Below are 16,290 nucleotides of genomic sequence, written 5' to 3' on the forward strand. Positions count from 1 at the left end.
GATTGTATTTACGTTGACGTTAACGTCAACTAAAGATCAAACATTTTTTACGGGGCGTCGCGACGAGCCAGTTCCTGTTCGCACTGGCGCTCGAATTCCGAGATTTCGGCCAGCATCGCCTCAATGTCCTCGCGCTGCTGTTCCAGCGCGGCACGGCGCTTTTCCATGACGCGCAGGCATTCGAGCAATTGCGGCGTTTCGTCCTCGGTCGACGCGTACATGCCGATCAGGTCTTTTATTTCGGCCAGCGACAGGCCGAGGCGCTTGCCGCGCAGGGCCATCTTGAGGCGCGCCCGGTCACGGCGGGTGAAGACGCGCTTGCTGCCTTCGCGCTCGGGCGAGAGGATGCCCTGGTCTTCCCAGAAGCGGATGGTGCGCGGCGTGATGCCGAACTCGCGGGCGAGGTCGGAAATGGCAAAGGTGGTGGCCGTCTGGCTCAAATCAGTCTCCTCAAGGTGCGGCCAAGTTAAACAGATGCGAGGGGTTTTTTCAATCCGCTACCGTATGGTAAGTTGTTCGCCTTGATCTCAAGGTTTGCCCATGCCCCTGCATTTTCCCCACGCCCATCCGCCGGCAGCCGGCGAACTGACCGAAGTCGCGCCCGGCGTTTTCTGGCTGCGCATGCCGCTGCCCTTCCAACTTGACCACATCAATCTCTGGCTGCTCCGTGACGGCGCCGGTTGGGTCATCGTCGATACCGGCTTTCCGGATGATGCGGTGCGTGCGATGTGGACGCAAATTCTGGAAAAACTCGACGGCCCGGTGACGCGCCTGATCGTCACCCATTTTCATCCCGATCATCTCGGGTTGGCTACCTGGCTTATGGAAAAGACCGGGGCGCCCTTGTCGATGACGACCGGCGAGTTCCTGACGGCCCATGCGGTGTGGCACGAGGTGGCCGGGCATGGCGCGCGTTTCATGGTCGAACAGTTCCGCCAGCACGGGCTGGATGGGGAGCATCTGGCCAAGTTCGAGAAGCGTGGTTCCGGTTACCGCAAGGCTGTCCCGGCCCTGCCGGAATATTATGACCGCCTGAAGATCGGTGACATTGCCACGGTCGACGGGAAAAATTGGCAAATTTTGATAGGTCATGGTCACGCTCCGGAACATATGGCGCTTTACTGCGTCGAACTCGGCGTGTTAATTTCGGGCGACATGCTTTTGCCGAGAATTTCGACCAATATCAGCGTTTTTGCCGCAACCCCCAAGGCTGATGCATTACGCTGGTTTCTCGAGTCATTGGACGAAATGGCTGGTGAAATTCCGGACGAAACACTGGTATTGCCTTCGCACGGGTTGCCCTTCACAGGGATTCGGGCGCGGGTTCAGGCACTGCATTCGCACCATGAAGAACGACTGCAAGCTTTGGAAGACAGCTGTGAACTAGCGCCGCAGAGCGCAGCCGGGTTACTCGATGTGTTGTTCAATCGGGCGCTCGATACACACCAAACCATGTTCGCGATGGGTGAAGCAATTGCCCATCTGAACTACCTTGAGCAAGCTGGTCGGTTGTCATGCAGCATCGGCGCCGACGGGGTGATTCGCTATTCGCGGTTGCAGTCTAAAGCCGTTACGCACTGACAGAGGGAGTTTCAAGATGTCGCAGCAAACCGAAAACCAGGGTATGAACCTGCCGAACCCGGCCGAAATGGCCAAGACCTACGCCGAAGTCGCCCAGCGCGCCTCGCGCCTGATTACCCAGTTCATGGAAAAGAAGGCCAAGGACGGCGTCAATGCCCCGTCCGACGAGCTTGGCGTGGCTAAAGCCTTCATGGATCTGTCTTCCCGTCTGCTGGCCAATCCGTACAAGATGGCCCAGACCCAGATGAACATGATGTGGGACTACTTCTCGCTGTGGCAAAACACCAGCATGAAGATGATGGGCATGCCGGGCAGCCACCCGGTGGCCGCACCCAAGAAGGGTGACAACCGCTTCAAGGACGAAGAGTGGGAAGAACATTTCATGTTCGACTTCGTCAAGCAGTCCTATCTGATCACGGCCCGTCACCTGCACGATACCGTCGCCGGCACCGAAGGTCTGGACGAAGCGACCCAGCAAAAGGTCAACTTCTTCACCCGTCAGTACATCGATGCGCTGTCGCCGTCCAACTTCGCCATGACCAATCCGGAAGTCTTCCGCGAAACCGTCAAGAGCAATGGCCAGAACCTGATCAAGGGCCTCAACAACCTGCTGCACGACGTCGAATCCGGTGATGGCCAGCTGCGTATCCGGATGACCGACACCTCGGCCTTCGAAATGGGCAAGAACGTTGCCACGACGCCGGGCAAGGTGGTTTTCCAGAACGAACTGTTCCAGCTTATTCAGTACAACCCGAGCACCCCGGAACAGAACAAGAAGCCCTTCCTGATCGTTCCGCCGTGGATCAACAAGTACTACATCCTCGACCTGCGCGAGAAGAACTCGCTGGTCAAGTGGGCAACCGACCAGGGCCACACCACCTTCATCATGTCGTGGATCAACCCGGACGAGAAGCTGGCTGCCAAGTCCTTCGAAAACTACCTGCTCGAAGGTTCGCTCGAAGCGATCAACCAGGTTTGTGCCCATACCGGCGAAAACAGCGTCAATCTGGCCGGCTACTGCCTGGGCGGCACGCTGACCATGACCACGCTGGCCTACATGGCCGCCAAGAAGGACAAGCGCGCCAACTCGGCCACCTTCTTCACGACCATGCTCGATTTCTCCGAGCCGGGCGAACTGGGCATCTTCCTCGACGAAGGTGCGGTTGAAGGCCTCGAAAAGCGCATGGCCGAAAAGGGCTTCCTCGAAGGTTCCGAAATGGCCGGCACCTTCAACATGCTGCGTGCCAACGACCTGATCTGGTCCTTCGTGGTCAACAACTACCTGATGGGCAAGGATCCGTTCCCCTTCGACCTGCTCTACTGGAACTCCGATTCGACCCGCATGCCGGCCGCCATGCACAGTTTTTACCTGCGCAACATGTACCTGGCCAACCTGCTCAAGGAACCGGGTGGCGTCACGCTGGGCGGCGTCAAGATCGACATTTCCAAGGTCAAGACCCCGTGCTACTTCATCTCGACCATCGAAGACCACATCGCACCGTGGAAGAGCACCTACATGGGCGCTCGCCTGCCGTCCGGCAACACCAAGTTCGTGCTCGGTGGCTCGGGCCATATCGCCGGCATCGTCAATCCGCCGGTCGCCAACAAGTACGGTTTCTGGACCAATGACGCGACCGACGGCGATCTGCCGGAAAGCCCGGAAGACTTCCTGGCCGGTGCAACGCAGAACGCCGGTTCGTGGTGGACGCACTGGAACCAGTGGGTTACCGCCCTGCCGGGTGGCGATGCCAAGGTCAAGGCACGCAAGCCGGAAGACGGCGCCCTCAAGGTCATTGAGGATGCACCGGGTTCCTACGTCAAGTTCCGTCTTGATACCCAGAAGAAAAGCTGAGGGCGGTCTCGCCTGAAGAACCGGACGGGAGGCTGCGGCCTCCCGTTTTTATTGGGCGAACCATGCTTGTTCCGGCCTGTCTTATAAACACAGACCGCGAGGAGGCCCATCATGTTCGATTCTCCCGTCGTATCCGTTCACATTCCGCAGGCGCTGCGCAGTTTTGCCGGCGGCCAGCATGAAATCATGGCCAGCGGCGACACCGTGGGCGAAGTGCTTGAAGCCGTGGGGCATGAGTACCCGGCCATTCGTTCGCATCTGATGTCGGCGGAAGGGGATTTGCAGGCCGGCGTCGCCGTCTTTCTCGGGCCGCGCAGCATTCGTGAAATGCAGGGCTTGGCGACCCCCATCGAACTGGCTGAAACGCTCAGTATCGTGCCGATTGCCTGATTTCAGCAGATTTCAATTTTGGCCGGAATTTTCGGTTGACCGTGGGAATGCGGTCGGACCGGATAACGCTCGCCTAGTGACGGAAAACCGGCAGCCTGGCTGAAAATTTCGGCCATTCCACCGCGTCGAGCATGTTCTTGACGATCAGGCCAAGCTCGGTGTCGCCAGTGATTTCCAGTTCACGGTTGAAAAACAGCGTGTCCGGATCTTCTTGGCGCGAAAGCAATTGGAGGTAGGCCGACAGATTGGCGGCAAAGGCCAGATCGGGTTCCCGCTGCGGCTTGAAGACCGGCCGGAACAGGCCGTTGACGTAGGTATATGAAGCCTCGCCGCCGGTATCGAGGATACGGATGCGGAACAGTTTGTCTTCGAGCAGGGCCAGTTCGCTTTCCGGCAGCAGTTTCATTTTCAGTGCGGCGTTGAGGCCGGCGACCAGCACCAGCGCGTGCGGCCATTGCGGCAGCTTCTGGCCAAGGTTGGCGACGAAGGTGGGCAAGCGGAATTTGGGGATGGTGAAGCTGCCGTTCATGATCAGACTCCGAGTTGTGCCAAGGCTTGCGTGTGATGCTGGACTATACCCGCATCGCCGAACCAGTAGCCATCGACCAGTCCGCTGCTGTTCCAGTCCCGACTAGCGACATTCACCGGCTCGCTGCGTCGCGCGGCATCGAAGGCGGCGATGATGGCGTTGATGTGGTCCTTCTGCGGGCTGATGCGGACGATGTCGATGCCCATTTTCAGCATGTCCGGGATTTCGTGCAGCAGGTTGTAGCTCTGCGCCGACATCGTCTGGATGCCGTTGATGCAGAGGAAATCCTGGCCTTCGCGCGTCTTCAGGGTCAGGCCCTCGGCGTGGTCGAGGCACTTGAACTGGCAGTCGTCCTTGTTCAGATCATAGTGGCGGGCCGTGAAGCAGCGGGCCGAAAAGGCCAGCGGGATCTTGCCGAAGGCGAAGACCTCGGTTTCGACGCCGGCCGGCTTGCTGGCGTGCAGGGTTTCGATCATCGCCCGCGTGCCTTCGAGCGGCGGCACCCAGCGCTTGAGGCCGTGGCGGGCAAAGGTGGCGAGCGTCGTCTCGTTGTAGATGTTGAGGTGCGGGCCGGCGACGAAATCCTGACCGTGCACGAGGTTGACCGCACCGAGGTCGTTGGCTTCGAGCATGCAGCCCGAGTCGTCCACCAGCCGGCGCAGCGCCTTGAGATCGCTTTCCGATTCGAGCAGGGCCTGGGCCGAGACGACGACCTGTTTGCCGGCATCGGTCAGGTCGCGGGCCAGGCCGATCCAGTCGGTGGTGCGCAACTGCTGGCGGCGCGAGCAGACGACTTCGCCGACGTAGATGATGTCGAGGGCCGGGTTCTGTGCCATTTCGGCGTAGAACTCCATGACCTCGGCCTTGGGCCAGAAATAGAGCAGGGGTCCGAGCGAGAGTTTCATGCTGCGTTGTCCTTCAGCGCCATGGCCGGTTGTAGGCGCCGAGCGTTGCCTGGCTGCCTTCGGAAACTTTGGAAAGCTCCGCCTGCCAGGCCGGTTTGACGTGGAAGCGCTCGCTGCCGTCGCGCAGCGAATCGAGCGCGGCGCGCAGCGTGCGGGTGACCTGCGCGACGTAGGTCGGGCTGCGCTGGCGGCCTTCGACCTTGATGGCGCGGACGCCGATCTTGATGATGTCGGGCAGGATTTCCAGTACGTTGAGGCTGGTCGGCTCTTCGAGCGCGTAATAGGTTTCGCCCTGGACCTCGAAGCGGCCTTTGCACAGCGTCGGGTAGCCGGCCGGCTCGTCATCGCCGAAACGGTCGATGAGCACGCCGTTGAGGCGGGTTTCCATGGCTCCCGGTTTCTTGTCCCATTTGACGTATTTGGCCGGCGAGCAGGCGCCGACGGTGTTCGGCGATTCGCCGCAGGCATACGAGGATAGCCAGCAGCGCCCTTCGTTCATGACGCACAGGCTGCCGAAGCCGAAGACTTCGATTTCGACCGGGGTGTTCTTGATGACGTTCTCGACCTGGGCCAGGGTCAGCACGCGCGGCAGCACGGCGCGGCGGATGCCGAATTCGCGCTGGCAGAAATTGATCGCTTCGTAGCTCGTCGCCGAACCCTGTACCGACAGATGCAGGCGCTGGCGCGGGTGGCGGTTGCGGGCATAGTCGAGCAGCCCGATGTCGGCCAGGATGATGGCATCGACACCCTGGTCGACGGCGGCATCGACGGCTTTTTGCCAGTCGGCGACGCGTCCCGCCTGCGGGAAGGTGTTGATCGCCAGCAGCACTTCGCGACCTTTGGCATGGGCGTAGCGAATGCCGTCGGCCATGGTCTTGGCGTCAAAATTGAGGCCGGCGAAGTTGCGGGCGTTGGTGTCGTTCTTGAAGCCGAGATAGACGGCATCGGCGCCGTTGTCGACGGCAGCCTTGAGGGCCGGCAGGCTGCCGGCCGGACAAACGAGATCGGGCAGGGAGGTCATGGCAGACATCCGGAATATCAAGCGCGCGAGTATAGCCAGCGTAGCCGGAACGCCATTGATCCTGGTCAAAGGGACGCCTCGTGCTAGGATCTTGCTTCGCCGGCGACCGGCTCGCCGGGGAAGCCTGCATCGTTTATCCGCCGCAAAAAAGGAAGACAGGACTCATGGATAAGGAGCGTGTTCTCGTCGTCGATGATGAAGAGTTGAACCTGTTCATCATCGAAGAGTTTCTCGAGCAGCAAGAGATTGCGCTCGAGATGCACAGCGATCCGCTGGCGGCGTGGGCCAGCCTGATCGCGCCGGAGAGCAATTTTTCGCTGGTCATTCTCGACCGCATGATGCCCGAACTGGATGGCATGGAATTCCTGCGGCGGATGAAGCGCGAAGCGCGCTTTGCCGATATTCCGGTCATCATGCAGACGGCGGCGTCATCTCCCGATCAGGTTCGGGAAGGCCTCGAAGCGGGCGCCTACTACTACCTGACCAAACCTTACGAGCCGGAAGCGCTGATTTCCATTGTCCGGGTGGCCATGGAGGAGCGTCGGGCGCGCAGTCAGTTGCGCAGTCGGGCGGCCCGCCTGGAAGAGGCGCAAAAGCTCATTCGTACGGTCGAATACCGTTTCGTGACATTGGACGACATCACCAGCCTCGTTCCTGTGCTGGCTGCCATGTGCGCGGCACCTGACATGGTGGCGCCCGGGCTTTCGGACCTCATGGTCAATGCCGTCGAACACGGCAACCTGGGGGTGAGCTACCAGGAGAAATCGCTGCTCAAGTGGGAAGGCGACTGGGAGGCGGAAATCCATCGTCGACTCGCCTTGCCGCAGTTTCGTGAGCGCTTTGCGACGATTCGACTGGAGCGCACAGCCGAGTCGGTGGTGTTTACGATTACCGATCAGGGCCACGGTTTCGAGTGGGACAAGTTCCTGACTTTCGATCCGTCGCGGGCTTTCGACCCGAACGGGCGGGGCATCGCGATGGCCCGGATGATGAGTTTCTCCAGCCTCGAATATCAGGGCTGCGGCAACGTGGTCGTGGCCACGACGCTAACTGAGCGTTAGCGGGTGACGACGGTCGGCCGGTAGCCGAGCGCGGCGCGGATTTTTTCAGCCACCCGGTCGGCATCGCTCCGGCTGGCGTAGGGGCCAAGGTGCAGGCGATGAATGCCGCCACCCGGATTGACCCGCATGCTTTCGGTCAGCCAGTCGAGTTCGCGCAACAGGTGGTTTTTGAGGTTTTCTGCGTTGTCGGCGCTGGAGAAAGCGCCGAGTTGCAGGTAGATGCCTTTGGCTGCACTGGCGTCGCTGGTTGTGCCCGCCACGGGCAGCGTTTGCATGGGTTGCTCCTCGAGCGCCATGCGCTTGGCCAGTTGCTCGATCTCGTCCTTTTCGGCGTTGCTGGCAACCCGCGGCGGCGGGGTCACCTGAGCGTAAGCGGTGCCGGCCAGCTCGCCGGGAATGATCGCCTCGACCTCGACCTGGCCGCTGCCGCCATTGATCAGGCCGAGCTTGTAGGCGGCGGTGTAGGACAGGTCGATGACGCGGTCGGCATGGAAGGGGCCGCGGTCGGTAACGCGGACGATCACCGACTTGCCGCTCTGCAGGCCGGTGACGCGGACATACGAGGGCAGGGCCAGCGTCGGGTGGGCGGCGGTCATGGCGAACATGTCGTAGGGCTCGCCGATCGAGGTCTTCTGGCCGTGGAATTTCTTGCCATACCAGCTGGCGATGCCGCGGGCCTTGTACGGCTTGAGGGCAGTGTTCGGGACGTATTCCTTGCCGAGCACGACGTAGGGTTTGGTTGCCGGCTTGTGCAGCGGTTCCCATTTTGGCTCGGCATCCGGGATGTCTTCCAGGCCGTCCGGGATGTCATCGGCCGGGCCGTCATCCTTGTAGAAACCGCCGCCGCGCTTGAGGACGGCGGTCGGCTTTCTGGTCGGCGTCGGCGATTTCAAATTTGGCTGTTTTTCCCGGTCGACCGTGGAATTCTGCAGCGGGGCGGGCGGCGTGCTGCCACAGGCGGCGAGCAGCAAGGCGAGCGTCAGCGGGGCCAGTAGCCGGGTCATTTTTTGACCAGCATGCGGTGGGTGTGGATCGACATCAGCATGCCGATTCCGAGGAACAGGATGACCATCGCCGTACCGCCATAGCTCATGAAAGGCAGCGGTACGCCGACGACGGGCAGGATGCCGCTGACCATACCCATGTTGATGAAGGCGTAGGTGAAGAAGCCGAGCGTGATGGCGCCGGCGAGCAGGCGCGAGAACAGCGTCGGGGCGCCGGAAGCGATCATCAGGCCGCGCCCGATGAGCAGCGTATACAGGAAAAGCAGGAGGGCATTGCCGAGCAGGCCCCACTCCTCGGAATAGACGGCGAAGATGAAGTCAGTGTGCTTTTCCGGGATGAATTCGAGGTGGGTCTGCGTGCCGTTCAGGTAGCCCTTGCCAAAGGTGCCGCCGGAGCCGATGGCGATGGTTGACTGGATGATGTGGTAGCCCGAGCCAAGCGGATCGGTGGTCGGGTCGATGAGAGTCAGGATGCGCTTTTGCTGGTAGTCGTGCATCATGCCCCAGAGAATCGGTGCGGCGGAGCCAGCGGCGACGAGCAAGCCGGCAATGACCTTCCACGGCAGACCGGCGAAGAAAATGACGTAGAAACCGGCTGAGCCGACGAGCAGCGCGGTGCCGAGGTCAGGTTGCTTGGCGATCAGGGCAAACGGGATGAATAGCAGCAGCGCGGCAATGAAGTAATGCTTGAGCCGGAGGGTCGCCTCGTATTTCTGGAAATACCAGGCGAGCATGAGCGGCATGGCGATCTTCATGATCTCGGACGGCTGGATACGCGTGAAACCGAGTGACAGCCAGCGCTTGGCGCCATTGACCTTGATCCCGAACAGGAAGACGGCAATGAGCAGGATGATGCCAAAAATATAGAGCGGGATGGCGAAATTCATGAGCTTCTGCGGCGGCAGGCGCGAGACAAACCACATGACGAGCATGGCGATGCCCATGTTTCCCGCCTGGGAGAGCATGCGGTGGTTGCTGTCCCAGGTCGCTGAATTGACCGTAGCCAGGCCAACGCCCATGATCGCCAGCGTGATGAAAAAGAGCGGGAAATCTATGTGGGCGATCAATTGCTGCCAGGCGCGACGAAGGGTGCCAACGATGTCAATCATTCTTCGTGATCCTCCTCGATGGCCGCCGGGTCTTCCGGTGCAGCACCACCCGGCAGCTTGCCGAGCAGGTAGTAATCGATGACCATGCGGGCGATCGGGGCTGCCGATTGGGCACCGAAGCCACCATTCTCAACAAGCACGGCGAGGGCGATCTTGGGGTTGTCTGCCGGGGCGTAGGCGATGAACAGGGCGTGGTCGCGCAACTCCTTCTTGGTGCTGTGCTCCTTGTACTGCGCGCCCTTGAGCGAGAAAACCTGCGCCGTCCCGGTCTTGCCGGCGGCCTCGTAGGGGGCGCCGGCAAAAGCACGGGCACCGGTACCTTCCTTGTTGACGCCAACCATGGCCCGACGGATCACATCGACATTGCTTTGCTTCAACTGCAGGTCACGGATGGGCTTTGGCTCAACCGGACGTTTTTCGCCGGTCTTGGTGTCGACCAGGTGGCGCACGAGGTGCGGCCGGAACATCACGCCATTGTTGGCAACTGTCGCCGTGGCCTGGGCCAGCTGAATCGGTGTGTAGGCGTTGTAACCCTGGCCGATGCCAATCGAGATCGTCTCGCCGGCATACCATTTTTGCTGCTCGGGCTTCTTGAAACGCTGTTTCTTCCACTCCTGCGACGGCAGAACCCCCTTCGATTCGCCAGAATCATCCTTGCCGAGATCGACCCCCGTACGCTGGCCGAGGCCCAGCGAGCCCATGAACTTGGAGATATTGTCGATCCCCATATCGTTGGCCAGCATGTAGTAATAGGTATCGCAGGAATGGACGATGGACTTGTACATGTCCACGCTGCCGTGGCCGCCCTTCTTGTCGTCGCGAAAAGTGTGGTTGCCGAAGGTGAAGTAGCCGGGATCGCTGATCGCCTGGTTGGGTGTACGTTTGCCCATTTCCAGGGCGGCCAGCGCCATGAAGGGCTTGAAGGTCGAACCTGGCGGATAGGCGCCATTGATCGCCCGGTTGACCATCGGCTTGTCCGGATGCTCGTTGAGTTCCTTCCAGTTGTCGGGTGTGATGCCGTCGACGAACAGGTTGGGATCGTAGGTTGGCGTCGAGACGAGGGCCAGGATGCCGCCGGTCTGCGGATCGATGGCGACGAGCGAACCCTTGCGGTCGCCGAAAGCTTGCTCGGTAATCTGCTGTAGCTTGGAGTCCAGGGTCAGCGCCAGATTGTTGCCGGACACCGGCGGAATTCGCTTGAGGCTGCGCAGGGCGCGGCCACCGGCATCGATCTCGACTTCCTCGTAGCCTGTCTCACCGTGCAGTTCGAATTCGTAATGCTGTTCGAGGCCGGTCTTGCCAACGTGATCGGTCCCCTTGTAGTTGGCCTGGCGCTCCGATTCCTCGATCCATTTCAGGTCGCGTTCGGTGATGCGGCCAATATAGCCAATGGCGTGCGAGGCGATAGCCCCCAGCGGATACTGGCGGAACAGCCGCGCCTTGACCTCGACACCGGGGAAACGATAACGGTGTGCAGCAAACTTGGCGACCTCGGCATCGCTCAGGCGGGTGCGAATCGGGATCGATTCGAAATTCTTTGCCTCGTCGAGGAGGCGTTTGAAGCGCTTGCGATCCTTGGGCTGAATGTCGATAACTTCGGCCAGCGCATCGATGGTGGCTTCCAGTTGCCCGGTCTGGGAGGGCGTTATTTCAAGCGTGAAGGCCGAATAATTGTGGGCCAGCACGACCCCGTTGCGATCGGTGATGACGCCCCGGTTGGGGACGATGGGGATCAGCGCGATGCGATTGTCTTCGGCCCGGGTCTGGTAAAAATCATGCTGGATGACCTGCAGCCAGACAAAGCGGCCAAGCAGCACGCCAAAGGCGAGCAGCACGAATATCGCGGCAAAGCCGAGGCGGAAGCGAAAACGATCAACATCGGCTTCCGGATTGGTGAAATGGGACACGTACTGCTTGCCTCGGTCTTAAATCGGGCGATTGGGGTCCTGCTCGACCGGCCGGTATTGGGGCAGGAGCAGGATGAAAGTCGCCGGAATCCAGAGCACGGTAGCCACAACGGGGCCGATGAAGTAGCCCCAGCCGGGAAAATCGGCGCCGACAGCGAGGCGCATCAGGGCCTGGAAAATTTGTGTCGCCAAAAGCAGCGGAAGCACCTGCAAGGCCTGCTGAATCAGCGGGAACCACAGGATGCGCCGGGACAGCGCTGCTGCGGTGTAGGCGAGCAGCACGTAGGCGAAACAGTGCTGGCCGAGGACGGCACCATCGGCGACATCCATGAGCAGGCCGAGGACAAAGGCCCAGCCCATGCCGACGCGGCGGAACTCACGAATGCACCAGAAGCACAGGACCAGCGCTACCCAGTCGGGAACGCCCGGCCAGTGAGCCGTCGGCAGAAAATTGAGGATGACGGCGCCGATCAGGCTGAAAAAAATGAACCAGGGCTGAACCGGTTGCAGGATGCGCGAAGAGGAAAAAGTCGGTTGCATCAGTTTCCTTTGCCCATGGTTTTCTTCTTCTTGCCACCCAGGCTGGGTTTGTCGCTGCTACCGGGGCGGCCGGTCGATTCGGGCGGGGCTGGCGGCAAGGGCTGGCGGGGGTCGAGGACCATGACCTCGCCGAAATTTTCGACACCGGCGATCGGCACGCAGAAAATGCGGGCAAATGAATAGGCGCTGTCGCGTTCAATATTGACGATCTTGGCGACCGGGAAGCCCGGCAGGTAAACACCGTCGAGGCCCGAGGTGACGAGTATGTCGCCGATCTGGATGTCGGCGTTGGCCGGCATGTAGCGCAGTTCGAGCTGGCCGTTGCCGAGCCCGAAAACGACCGAGCGCTGGCCGCTGCGCACGACCTGGACCGGGACGACCTGATCCTTGTCGGTGATCAGCGTGATTTCGGCCGAGAACGGGAATACGCGGGTGACCTGGCCGACGACACCGGTTTCGTCGATGGCCGGCTGTCCGGCGACGATGCCGGCCTGCTGGCCCTTGTCTACGATGATCTTGCGCGAGAACGGGTCGCGCGCCGTGTATAGGATCTGCGTTACCTGACCGTTGGCTTTCTCGCGTTCCTTGACCGACAGCAGTTTGCGCAGCCGTTCATTTTCGGCTTCGAGCTGGGCCAGGCGCTGCAGGTTGGGGGCGGTGCTGAGCTGGGCATGCTTGAGCTCATTGTTTTCGTGTTGCAGCCCGCGCATGCCTTGCAGATAGCTGGCGGCATAGTCGACCAGGCTGCCCGGCGTCTGGGCAACGCGCTGGACCGGGTCTACAACCAGCGCGATGCTCTGGCGCAGCAGCTCAAGGCTCTGGAAGCGCAGGTCGACGACAAAGATCGCCAGCGAAACGGCGATGTAGAAAGTCAGAAGGGCCAGCGGCGCTGGCCCTTGCTTGAAGAACGGTGGCGGTGCGTGGTCGATGCCGGCCATCGCTTAAGCCTGTCGTGCTGCGGTCAACGGTCAGTCCGAGGCAAAAATGCTGCCCAGTTTGTCCATTTTTTCCAGCGCCATGCCGCAACCACGAGCCACGCAGGTCAGTGGCTCGTCGGCCACGATCACCGGCAGGCCGGTTTCTTCCATGAGCAGACGGTCGAGGTCGCGCAACAGGGCGCCGCCGCCGGTCAGGACCATGCCCTTTTCGGCGATGTCGGCACCGAGTTCGGGCGGGGTCTTTTCCAGCGCCGACTTGACGGCGGAAACGATCTGGTTGAGCGGGTCGGTCAGCGCTTCGAGGATTTCGTTGGAAGAAATCGTGAACTTGCGCGGGATGCCTTCGGCCTTGTTGATGCCGGAAACTTCCATTTCCTTGACCTCGGCGCCCGGGAAGGCGGAGCCGATGTTCTTCTTGATGTTTTCGGCCGTGTTCTCGCCGATCATCATGCCGTAGTTGCGGCTGATGTAATTGATGATCGCTTCGTCGAGCTTGTCGCCGCCGACGCGCACAGAGCCAGCGTAAACCATGCCGCCGAGCGAGATGACGCCGACTTCGGTGGTGCCGCCGCCAATGTCGACGACCATCGAACCGGTCGCTTCGGAAACCGGCAGGCCGGCCCCGATCGCGGCAGCCATCGGCTCCTCGATCAGGTAAACCTGGCTGGCGCCGGCGCCGAGGGCGGATTCGCGAATGGCGCGACGTTCAACCTGGGTCGAGCCCGATGGGACGCAAATGATGATGCGCGGGCTCGGGCTGAACAGCTTGGAGTCATGCACCTTCTTGATGAATTGCTTGAGCATCTGCTCGGTGACGGTGAAGTCGGCGATGACGCCGTCCTTCATCGGGCGGATGACGGTAATGGTGCCCGGTGCCTTGCCAAGCATGTCTTTGGCTTCACGGCCGACAGCCTGGATGGTTTTTTTGGCGTTGGGGCCGCCTTCGAGGCGGATGGCGACGACTGACGGCTCGTCCAGGACGATGCCGCGGGCACGCACATAGATCAGCGTATTGGCGGTACCAAGGTCGATGGCGAGGTCATTCGAGAAGTATTTGCTGAGGAAACCGAACATGTATGCTCCGCTTGGGGGGTGCGGTAGAGAAAACTTTTATGATACCTTATAACGCTTTCCATTTTAAGACTTTGTGCGCTGCAATAAAGTCTTCGGACCCCATGTCGCTCACATTAGAACAGGTTAAACGCATCGCCCATCTCGCCCGAATCGAGATCAGCGATGCCGAAGCGCTGACCACCCAGGGTCACCTCAATGGCATCTTCCAGTTGATCGAGGAGATGCAGGCTGTCGATACCCGTGGCGTCGAACCGATGGCCCATGCTCAGGATGTCAGCCAGCGCTTGCGCGAGGATGCGGTCACGGAAGGCGATCGTCGTGCCGCCTATCAGGCCGTTGCCCCGGACGTCGAAGCCGGACTCTATCTCGTGCCGAAGGTGATCGAATGATCAATAAAAGCCTGAAGCAGCTATCGCAGGCGCTGGCCGCGAAGCAGATTTCCAGTGTCGAACTGTCGTCGCTCTTTCTTGACCGCATCGAGCGCCTGAATCCGACGCTCAACGCCTTTGTCACGGTCGACCGGGAAAAAAGCCTGAAAATGGCATTGGCTGCCGATGCCCGTATCGCTGCCGGTACTGCCGGCCCGCTGACCGGCATTCCGATCGCCCAAAAGGACATCTTTTGCGCCGAGGGCTGGACGACGACCTGCGGCTCGAAAATGCTGGCCAATTTCGTCTCGCCCTACGACGCGACGGTCATTCACAAAATGCACGCCGAAGCCGGACTGGTCTCGCTCGGCAAGACGAACATGGATGAATTCGCCATGGGCTCGTCGAATGAAACTTCGTTCTTCGGACCGGTGCGTAATCCGTGGGATACCAGCCGCGTTCCCGGCGGCTCTTCCGGCGGTTCGGCGGCAGCGGTTGCCGCCCGTTTGGCGCCCGCAGCAACCGGCACAGACACCGGTGGCTCGATCCGCCAGCCGGCCGCGCTGTGCAATCTGACCGGTCTGAAGCCGACTTACGGTGTGGTGTCCCGTTACGGCATGATTGCCTTTGCCTCGTCGCTCGACCAGGGCGGCCCGATGGCAGCCGGTGCTGAAGATTGCGCCCTGCTGCTCAACACCATGGTCGGTTTCGACGAGCGCGATTCAACCTCGCTGGATCGCCCGGTTGAGGATTACACCCGCGATCTGGAAAAGCCACTGAACGGTCTGCGTATTGGCCTGCCCAAAGAATTCTTCGGCGAAGGCTGCGATGCCGAAGTGATGGCTGCCGTGCGCGCCGCGATTGCCGAATACGAGAAGCTCGGTGCGACGACGGTTGAAGTCTCGCTGCCCAACTCGCATTTGTCGGTGCCGGCCTATTACGTTATCGCGCCGGCCGAAGCCAGTTCCAACCTGTCGCGCTTCGATGGCGCCCGTTACGGTTATCGCGCCCCCGAGTACGACAACCTCGAGCAGATGTACGAAAAGACCCGCGCCCAGGGCTTCGGTGCCGAAGTCAAACGGCGCATCATGATTGGCGCTTATGTGCTGTCGCACGGCTATTACGATGCTTATTACCTGCAGGCGCAGCGCATCCGTCGCCTGATCGCCAACGATTTCGTCGAAGCCTTCAAGTCCTGTGACGTGATCATGGGCCCGACCTCGCCGTCGACCGCTTTCAAGCTCGGTGAGAAGGCGGCCGATCCGGTCCAGATGTACCTCTCGGACATCTACACGATTGCCGTCAATCTGGCCGGTCTGCCCGGCATGTCGATTCCCTGTGGCTTTGTCGGCGGCTTGCCGGTTGGCCTGCAGTTGATCGGCAACTATTTTGCCGAAGGGCAATTGCTCAACGTGGCCCACCGTTATCAGCAGGCAACCGACTGGCATCAGCGCCGGGCGGCCATCGAATAGGCATGTGGCGGCGTTTGCTGCTTGTTGTCGTTCTGGCAGCGGCCGGTTGTGCCGAGGTCGAGAAGCAGCCGGAAATCGTTGCCGCCGAAGAGCCTGTGGTCGACAAGTCGGCGACTGAAAGCAAAGAACCGAAGTTCAAGAACTCGACGCTCAAGTATCTGGCCAATCGCAACCTCAAGCCGCAGCCGACGCGGCCGCTCAATGTCCGCTCGCGCTGTACGCACCGAGATGCCATCGGGACCCAGACGCGGCTCGACCTGCTGGTCAAGGAAGCCCAGGTCAAGACCTTCGTCGCCCAGGTCAGCATGAAGGGTCACGGCACCTGCCGCTTTGACCTTGCCGACTTCGAGCAGGTCGAAAAAATGCCGCAAGCCCTGCTGCGCCACAAGAAACAGTCGGATTGCCTGGTTCGCATGTGGGAGCAGGGGCCGAAAGTAACGATTGCATTCAACAGTTGTCCCAAGTCCTGCGATGGGCAGGCCTTCGACTATCTCTGGCCGATCATGGTCGAGGCGAAGAGCGGGCAGTGTTTCTGAAAC

17 protein-coding genes are annotated in these 16,290 nt (G+C 60.8%); 7 read left to right on the forward strand and 10 right to left on the reverse strand.

Going from position 1 to position 16,290, the window contains the following annotated elements:
- Positions 1-47: 47 nt before the first annotated feature.
- On the reverse strand, positions 48-440 hold the full coding sequence (locus KI610_RS00575; RefSeq protein ID WP_226496793.1) for a MerR family transcriptional regulator: 393 nt from the start codon (positions 438-440) through the stop codon (positions 48-50).
- 100 nt (positions 441-540) lie between these two features.
- On the opposite strand from KI610_RS00575, the gene KI610_RS00580 reads away from it, so the two are divergent.
- The 3 genes from KI610_RS00580 (at position 541) to KI610_RS00590 (ending at position 3,823) form a co-directional block, all read left to right on the forward strand.
- Positions 541-1,581 (forward strand): MBL fold metallo-hydrolase, encoded by a 1,041-nt coding sequence (locus KI610_RS00580; protein WP_404827446.1) that lies wholly within the window; start codon positions 541-543, stop codon positions 1,579-1,581.
- Positions 1,582-1,597: 16 nt separating this feature from the next.
- Positions 1,598-3,433 (forward strand): PHA/PHB synthase family protein, encoded by a 1,836-nt coding sequence (locus KI610_RS00585; RefSeq protein WP_226496795.1) that lies wholly within the window; start codon positions 1,598-1,600, stop codon positions 3,431-3,433.
- A gap of 111 nt (positions 3,434-3,544) precedes the next feature.
- Positions 3,545-3,823 carry a MoaD/ThiS family protein gene (locus tag KI610_RS00590; RefSeq protein ID WP_226496796.1) on the forward strand — a complete coding sequence of 93 codons (279 nt, stop codon included), beginning with the start codon at positions 3,545-3,547 and terminating at the stop codon, positions 3,821-3,823.
- A 73-nt stretch (positions 3,824-3,896) separates the two neighbouring features.
- Here KI610_RS00590 and ubiT read toward each other — a convergent pair whose 3' ends face one another.
- The 3 genes from ubiT to ubiU are packed head-to-tail and all read right to left on the reverse strand — an operon-like array spanning position 3,897 to position 6,278.
- A complete protein-coding gene (gene ubiT / locus KI610_RS00595) occupies positions 3,897-4,352 on the reverse strand; it encodes a ubiquinone anaerobic biosynthesis accessory factor UbiT (protein ID WP_226496797.1) in 456 nt (151 codons plus the stop codon).
- Positions 4,353-4,354: 2 nt separating this feature from the next.
- Complete coding sequence (locus tag KI610_RS00600; protein WP_226496798.1) at positions 4,355-5,257, reverse strand: U32 family peptidase; 903 nt, start codon at positions 5,255-5,257, stop codon at positions 4,355-4,357.
- Between the two features lie 13 nt (positions 5,258-5,270).
- Positions 5,271-6,278: a ubiquinone anaerobic biosynthesis protein UbiU gene (gene ubiU, locus KI610_RS00605; RefSeq protein ID WP_226496799.1), complete on the reverse strand. Its 1,008-nt coding sequence runs from the start codon at positions 6,276-6,278 to the stop codon at positions 5,271-5,273.
- Between the two features lie 164 nt (positions 6,279-6,442).
- Here ubiU and KI610_RS00610 point away from each other — a divergent pair, with 164 nt between their 5' ends.
- Positions 6,443-7,339 (forward strand): response regulator, encoded by an 897-nt coding sequence (locus KI610_RS00610; protein WP_226496800.1) that lies wholly within the window; start codon positions 6,443-6,445, stop codon positions 7,337-7,339.
- Here KI610_RS00610 and KI610_RS00615 read toward each other — a convergent pair.
- The 6 genes from KI610_RS00615 to KI610_RS00640 are packed head-to-tail and all read right to left on the reverse strand — an operon-like array spanning position 7,336 to position 13,911.
- The gene (locus KI610_RS00615) at positions 7,336-8,343 is read right to left on the reverse strand and encodes a septal ring lytic transglycosylase RlpA family protein (protein ID WP_226496801.1); all 1,008 of its coding nucleotides are present in this window, start codon (positions 8,341-8,343) and stop codon (positions 7,336-7,338) included. The two genes, KI610_RS00610 and KI610_RS00615, sit on opposite strands and share 4 nt — an antisense overlap.
- The gene (gene rodA, locus KI610_RS00620; RefSeq protein WP_226496802.1) at positions 8,340-9,452 is read right to left on the reverse strand and encodes a rod shape-determining protein RodA; all 1,113 of its coding nucleotides are present in this window, start codon (positions 9,450-9,452) and stop codon (positions 8,340-8,342) included. The genes KI610_RS00615 and rodA overlap by 4 nt, the downstream gene beginning before the upstream one ends.
- Positions 9,449-11,359: a penicillin-binding protein 2 gene (mrdA, locus tag KI610_RS00625; RefSeq protein ID WP_226496803.1), complete on the reverse strand. Its 1,911-nt coding sequence runs from the start codon at positions 11,357-11,359 to the stop codon at positions 9,449-9,451. Before mrdA ends, rodA begins: the two co-directional genes overlap by 4 nt.
- An 18-nt stretch (positions 11,360-11,377) precedes the next feature.
- The gene (mreD, locus tag KI610_RS00630) at positions 11,378-11,899 is read right to left on the reverse strand and encodes a rod shape-determining protein MreD (protein WP_226496804.1); all 522 of its coding nucleotides are present in this window, start codon (positions 11,897-11,899) and stop codon (positions 11,378-11,380) included.
- Positions 11,899-12,837, reverse strand: coding sequence for a rod shape-determining protein MreC (gene mreC, locus KI610_RS00635; protein WP_226496805.1), 939 nt, complete (start codon positions 12,835-12,837; stop codon positions 11,899-11,901). Before mreC ends, mreD begins: the two co-directional genes overlap by 1 nt.
- A gap of 30 nt (positions 12,838-12,867) precedes the next feature.
- Positions 12,868-13,911 (reverse strand): rod shape-determining protein, encoded by a 1,044-nt coding sequence (locus tag KI610_RS00640; protein WP_226403327.1) that lies wholly within the window; start codon positions 13,909-13,911, stop codon positions 12,868-12,870.
- A 101-nt stretch (positions 13,912-14,012) separates the two neighbouring features.
- Between KI610_RS00640 and gatC the strand changes: the two genes are divergently transcribed.
- The 3 genes from gatC to KI610_RS00655 are packed head-to-tail and all read left to right on the forward strand — an operon-like array spanning position 14,013 to position 16,287.
- Positions 14,013-14,300, forward strand: coding sequence for an Asp-tRNA(Asn)/Glu-tRNA(Gln) amidotransferase subunit GatC (gene gatC, locus KI610_RS00645; protein ID WP_226496806.1), 288 nt, complete (start codon positions 14,013-14,015; stop codon positions 14,298-14,300).
- A complete protein-coding gene (gene gatA / locus KI610_RS00650; protein WP_226496807.1) occupies positions 14,297-15,751 on the forward strand; it encodes an Asp-tRNA(Asn)/Glu-tRNA(Gln) amidotransferase subunit GatA in 1,455 nt (484 codons plus the stop codon). The genes gatC and gatA overlap by 4 nt, the downstream gene beginning before the upstream one ends.
- Before the next feature lie 2 nt (positions 15,752-15,753).
- Positions 15,754-16,287: a hypothetical protein gene (locus KI610_RS00655; RefSeq protein WP_226496808.1), complete on the forward strand. Its 534-nt coding sequence runs from the start codon at positions 15,754-15,756 to the stop codon at positions 16,285-16,287.
- The last annotated feature ends 3 nt before the right edge of the window (positions 16,288-16,290 follow it).

This window comes from Ferribacterium limneticum, assembly GCF_020510565.1.
Taxonomy (GTDB): Bacteria; Pseudomonadota; Gammaproteobacteria; order Burkholderiales; family Rhodocyclaceae; genus Azonexus; species Azonexus limneticus_B.